Source organism: Lentibacillus songyuanensis (assembly GCF_039548255.1).
Classification (GTDB): Bacteria; Bacillota; Bacilli; order Bacillales; family Amphibacillaceae; genus Lentibacillus_C; species Lentibacillus_C songyuanensis.
In genome coordinates this window covers 1-5,514 of record NZ_JBCLVH010000047.1, presented here as the reverse complement: position 1 = coordinate 5,514, position 5,514 = coordinate 1, and the positions used below count along the sequence as shown (strand labels likewise).

The following is a 5,514-nucleotide window of genomic DNA, read 5'->3' as shown; positions in this document are numbered from 1 at the left end:
ATGAGGTGAAAGTCTCACGTACAGTGTGAACGAGGGGAAAAGGGAGCGATAACGTCAAACCCTTACCTATTCGTATGCATAGCAATGTACCAGATCGGGTCATTTAATTGAATTATATCAAACACACGCATTGTGTAAAAACAATTTGACATATAGCGTGTATTTTTTTATAATTAATATGTAAAAAGTTATTTACATTATAAGGGTGTGCAAAATGAAAAATACAATTAGAACCTTAAGACAAAAAAAGAAAATATCTCAGGAGGAACTTGCACGCCTATGTGGTGTAACTAGACAAACCATTAATGCTATTGAAAATGATAAATATGATCCAACTTTGAGTTTGGCGTTTAAGTTATCGAAAAACCTTTCTACTACAGTAGACCGTCTATTTATTTTTGAGGAGGAGTCTAAATGAAATCACGTAAACCAGACGAAATGGAACACAACATAATTTGAAATCTGCAAGAAATGCGTTTATATTTTATGCTGTAGCATTGTTTGTATGGGGAACTTATGATTTTATTGATACAGGCAATGCTAATTTGCAACTGACCATTTTTACGATAGGAGTGCTAATATTTTCGTGGTCAAGAATTGTTTTAGATAAACAAACGGAAACGGAAGAAAAGAAAGTACAAATTCCATCTAAGACAATTTTATGGACAGTTTTTTACTTTGTTCTTTTTCTCGTTATTATGCTTATAGTTAGTTTCTTTTTTTAAAGACTTCGGGCGCGATAATCAAACAATGTAATGCCACAACAGAGCCTTTTAATTAAATACATGTGCATCTTTATAAAGGTGCAGTTTTTTTAAATATAAGTTGTAATATATAATTGAAAAATATCAATTATATATTACAATAGAATAAAGGATTTGGGGTGATTAATTTGAAAGAAATCTCTGTTAAAAATAGAGTGAAGGTTGCCCGTATTGAGAAAGGAGATTTAACACAAGGCGATTTTGCGAAACTGGTTGGAGTTACTCGACAGACAATGAATTTAATCGAAGCACAAAAATATAACCCGACTATAAAAGTTTGTCTGCTTATTAGTAAGTATCTAGAAAAACCTTTAGATGAATTATTTTGGATAGGGGAATAACTTGAAAGGAGATGTTAGTTAAATGAAACGTTTTATTGGAATGCTTATTGGTGGGATTATTGGCGTTGGAATTGCAAGTCTCATTAGGGGTGAAATACAATGGGGACTATTGATAGGGCTTCTTATTGGTATCATTATTTCAGAATGGAAAACAAAGGATAGCGTAGACAAAGGCGAAGTAAAAACTGACGAGAGGGTCGATAACAATATGAGAAAGTTTATGATATCAACTTTTGGTTTATCAAACTTCCTCTTGCTGATATATCTAGTTATATGTGATTTAGTTTTAGACCAACAAACCATTGAAATCAGATATTTGATTTATTATGTGTTAGCTACATTTTTTGTTTGTTTGTTTATTGGTCCTGTAATTGTGAAAAGGAAATAAGATGTTTGTTATAGTTATGATTGCTGAAAAAAATAAATTGCCATTTAAGCTAAAGGTCGCAATTCTGGAAAAGAACTGCGACCCGTATGGTGAAATCGGGCCATTCAGTTGTGGAATAAACGGAAATGAATATGTTTTACTGCATTGTTGTAAGGAAGGTGCTTTAATGAGAAATGTAAGGGACGCTGCGGCCATATCTTTGGCTATTGTTATCATCAAGTTAGCATTAAGACTGATTCCACCCGCAAAAGGGTTTGTTAATCTCTTTGAAGATGGTATCTGGCTTGGGATGGGGATTATTTTAACATCTTATATAGTTATATTCATTGTCGTTTTCCTAATACTTGTAGTAATTAGAAGGCGTAAGAAGAAAGATGTTGAAGGCAAATAAGATAAAGATGCCGTCATGCAATAAAACCAGCTAATAGTTGTCAACATTTTTCTGTGAAAAATATAGAACTTACATGATATACTAAAATGGGTATGCCAAATAACCTTCCTTTATTTAACTGGAAGGATTTGTACTATTTACTTAAAAATGCCACTTAAGCAACATTTTCGAAAGGCGTTTTATTTTTTAATAATACATAAATCCAATGTAAGAGCTTATTCGCACAAGCAATTATGGCTACTCTAAAGGGTTTTCCTTCTTCACGTTTCTTGTCGCAAAAATCTCTTAGTCTTTTATTTCTAGGGATAATTTCATCACTTGATTTTTGTTTACGGGAATCCCTTATACCGCATTGTACAGCCGTATAAAGAGCCTGACGCAATCGTGTAACCGGCATTGGGGAATATTAATCCCCTTTATGATAGAATAAAGAATATATATGAACAATTTTTGAGGTGGAAAATGTGATATTAAACCGTATTTATTATAAAACATTAGATTATATAAAACAGGTTAAAAAGGTTGAAAGAAAGAAAATCGGACAGTTTTTCACTCCCCCGACAGTTGCAAGCTATATGGCGGAGTTGATGACGTACAACCAACCCAATATAAATATCCTAGACACTGGTGCGGGAACAGGGATATTGATAGGCGCATTATGCCAAAAAATTTTAAATAACGACACAATAACAACTATTCATGTTGACCTATATGAAAATGATGAAAACGTGTTGCCTGCACTGACGGAAAATATGATATTAGTAAAAAGAGAATTAGAAAAGAGAGGGAAAACATGTAGTTATAACATTATTCAGGAAAACTTTATTCTTCATAATGAGGATTTTTGGAACGATAATTTATGGTATGATAACGAAGATAAGACTGAAGAAAACTTATATGACGTAGTTATTTCAAATCCTCCATATAGAAAAATTAAAAAATCTGCACCGGAAGCACTTGTTATGAATTATGTAGTCCATGGACAACCTAATATTTACTTTTTATTCATGGCTCTATCTACCAAGCTACTTAAACCAAACGGTCAATTAATTTTTATTACTCCCCGTAGCTTTACATCAGGGGCATATTTCAAAAAATTTCGAGCGTATTTTCTTCATAATATGCAACTGACAAACTTGCATTTATTTCATTCAAGGGGAGATGTATTTAATAGCGAAAAGGTATTACAAGAAGCTATTATTTTGAAAGCAGTTAAAACGAATGATTTCTTTCCCACTATTTCGGTATCTTCCAGTGAAAATGCTGATTTAAGTTCAAATTTCAGCTATAAAGTACCTTATGAAACCGTAGTTGATATGAAATCAGAAGATTTATTTATTATGATACCGACTTCTATCCAAGAAGTTGAACTGCTCGATACGGTTAAAAAGTGGGAAAGCAATTTATTACGATTAGGTTTTAAATTAAAAACAGGGCCAGTTGTGGATTTTAGATCTACACAATTCTTAAAAGAAGAAAATAGTGAAAAAACTGTGCCTCTTATTTGGGCAAGTCACTTTAAAAATAATGAAATATTATTCCCCAGATCACCGAATAAGTACCCACAATACATTGAAAACACTGATGAAAGTAAGGGCTTATTATTACCGAATAAAGATTACATTCTTGTGAAACGATTTACAAGCAAAGAAGAAAAACGAAGGGTACAAAGTTCACTATATTTATCTGAAGCACTTCCTTTTTTAAAAATTGGTATAGAAAACCACTTGAATTACGTAACTAAATTAAACGGAGATATAGAAAAGGAAGAGCTTTATGGGCTGTTTGCCTTGCTAAACAGCTCTTTCATAGACACATATTACAGAATATTAAATGGGAGCACACAAGTTAATGCAACAGAGGTAAATACAATCCCACTCCCTTCTTTAGAAATTGTAAAAGAAATTGGAAGGAAGCTCATAAAAACTAAAAATATTACTACGGAAAATTGCGATAGTATAATCATGGAGTTATTTGTAGTCAATGATGCGAATACAACGACTGCAAAAGTCATATAGGGGAGAGAGAATTTATGGGTAAATTAGAGGAAGCCAGGGAAATTTTAAAAGCATTAGGTACTCCCAAGGAATTTTATAATAATAGGGGCGCTAGAAATGCCTATACATTTTTAGCACTAGCAGGTATAAAGGAAAATGATAATTGGAGTGCTACTTCCAATAAGTCCCTGAGAACTGTTGATATGATGAATTTTATGGCTAAAAACTACAATAAAATTTATCAGCCCAATTCAAGAGAGAATATTCGTAAAGATGCTGTAAAACCATTAGTCAATGGTGGTATTGTCTTTAAAAATGAAGACGATAATGAAAGGGCCACAAATAGTGGGTATTATTCTTACAAACTAACAGATGAAGTATTAGAAGTAATTAGGGCTTATGGTTCTCCGGAATGGGATAAAAAAGTGGAATATTGGCTGAAGAACCATGAAACTTTAATTAAAAAATATGCGCAAATTAGAGAAATGGCTAAGATCCCTGTTGAAATAAATGGTCAAGAGCTTAAATTTAGTCCTGGACAACATAATAATTTGCAAAAAGAAATTATTGAAGAATTCGCCCCAAGGTTTGCCCCTGGTGCAGAAGTTCTATACGTGGGAGATACTATAAAAAAGGATTTAGTAAAAAATCGTGAAAAATTAGAGAAACTTGGAGTCCGTATTACTGATCACGATAAGCTACCAGATGTAGTTCTTTATGTAGAAGAGAAAAATTGGCTATATTTTATTGAAGCAGTTACAAGTGTCGGACCAATCTCTATAGAACGAATGCAAGAAATAAATGATATACTAGAAAACTGTGATTGTGGCATTGTATATGTTACTGCATTCTTGGATATGACCAGCAAAAATGGATTTAAAAAATTCATTAGTGAGATAGCTTGGGAAACTGAAATTTGGATTGCTAATAATCCTGATCACATGATACACCTAAATGGTGACAAATTTTTCGGTCCAAGATAAACCGACTATTTTAAATCACAAAAACTTCCACTCGCTATCAAAGGTGCTAACATCTAAGTAAATATGATAATCGTAATATATCATAAACTTTTGATAAACATTTTAAATGAAGTTCAAGGGTAATAAAAAAGGAGTTGGAAACGAAAAAGGATTTATAGATACAAAGCCAGAAATACATATTTGGATTTAGTTATATGAATAAATATTGTAGTCATGGTCTAAAGTATAAATAACTCACCTTTTCATCTCAAGAACTTGCCAGCATGAAAAAAGGTGAGTTTAAAATATGTGTCTAATGTTTTTTCTATTTAGCACGGGTCAGATGTCCTTTTTCTCTAGGTGGTTTGTCTGTTCTTAAATTTCTATGTTTAATTTCTTTGAAAGCCATTTCAGTAAATTCCTTATCGTTGATATCTAACGGCTTTATGATAAATATGCAATAACAACTCATTGGAGATATAAAACCACGGGTACAAGGATTCACTTCCCTTTTTGTGGATCAGATCTATTCTTATATTCCCTAAAGCATAAATTTTTATTTGTAAATGTTATACCTGAACGGGCGCGATTGTGGTGCGAAATGTTCTTAGTTCAAATGGAGGATGGTCACATCACTCCAGTAAAGACTAGGCAATTCCAACTTATGGAAT

At 32.5% G+C, this 5,514-nt stretch carries 7 protein-coding genes and 1 pseudogene; 7 read left to right on the top strand and 1 reads right to left on the bottom strand.

Annotated elements, in window-relative coordinates; genetic code table 11:
• Nucleotides 1-214: 214 nt before the first annotated feature.
• The 5 genes from WMZ97_RS21675 (at nucleotide 215) to WMZ97_RS21655 (ending at nucleotide 1,884) form a co-directional block, all read left to right on the top strand.
• On the top strand, nucleotides 215-418 hold the full coding sequence (locus WMZ97_RS21675; protein ID WP_343274145.1) for a helix-turn-helix transcriptional regulator: 204 nt from the start codon (nucleotides 215-217) through the stop codon (nucleotides 416-418).
• A gap of 37 nt (nucleotides 419-455) precedes the next feature.
• A complete protein-coding gene (locus tag WMZ97_RS21670; protein ID WP_343274144.1) occupies nucleotides 456-725 on the top strand; it encodes a hypothetical protein in 270 nt (89 codons plus the stop codon).
• A gap of 167 nt (nucleotides 726-892) precedes the next feature.
• Complete coding sequence (locus WMZ97_RS21665) at nucleotides 893-1,105, top strand: helix-turn-helix transcriptional regulator (RefSeq protein ID WP_405027734.1); 213 nt, start codon at nucleotides 893-895, stop codon at nucleotides 1,103-1,105.
• A 22-nt stretch (nucleotides 1,106-1,127) separates the two neighbouring features.
• Nucleotides 1,128-1,493, top strand: coding sequence for a hypothetical protein (locus tag WMZ97_RS21660; RefSeq protein ID WP_343274143.1), 366 nt, complete (start codon nucleotides 1,128-1,130; stop codon nucleotides 1,491-1,493).
• 1 nt (nucleotide 1,494) lies between these two features.
• On the top strand, nucleotides 1,495-1,884 hold the full coding sequence (locus WMZ97_RS21655) for a hypothetical protein (RefSeq protein ID WP_343274142.1): 390 nt from the start codon (nucleotides 1,495-1,497) through the stop codon (nucleotides 1,882-1,884).
• Nucleotides 1,885-2,038: 154 nt separating this feature from the next.
• Here the strand turns inward: WMZ97_RS21655 and WMZ97_RS21650 are convergent.
• Nucleotides 2,039-2,272 (bottom strand): annotated as a pseudogene (locus WMZ97_RS21650) (IS110 family transposase); the annotation flags it as partial.
• Between the two features lie 76 nt (nucleotides 2,273-2,348).
• On the opposite strand from WMZ97_RS21650, the gene WMZ97_RS21645 reads away from it, so the two are divergent.
• Together WMZ97_RS21645 and WMZ97_RS21640 are read left to right on the top strand one after the other, a co-directional pair.
• On the top strand, nucleotides 2,349-3,902 hold the full coding sequence (locus tag WMZ97_RS21645) for an Eco57I restriction-modification methylase domain-containing protein (protein WP_343274141.1): 1,554 nt from the start codon (nucleotides 2,349-2,351) through the stop codon (nucleotides 3,900-3,902).
• 14 nt (nucleotides 3,903-3,916) lie between these two features.
• A complete protein-coding gene (locus WMZ97_RS21640) occupies nucleotides 3,917-4,864 on the top strand; it encodes a BsuBI/PstI family type II restriction endonuclease (protein ID WP_343274140.1) in 948 nt (315 codons plus the stop codon).
• Nucleotides 4,865-5,514 lie beyond the last annotated feature (650 nt).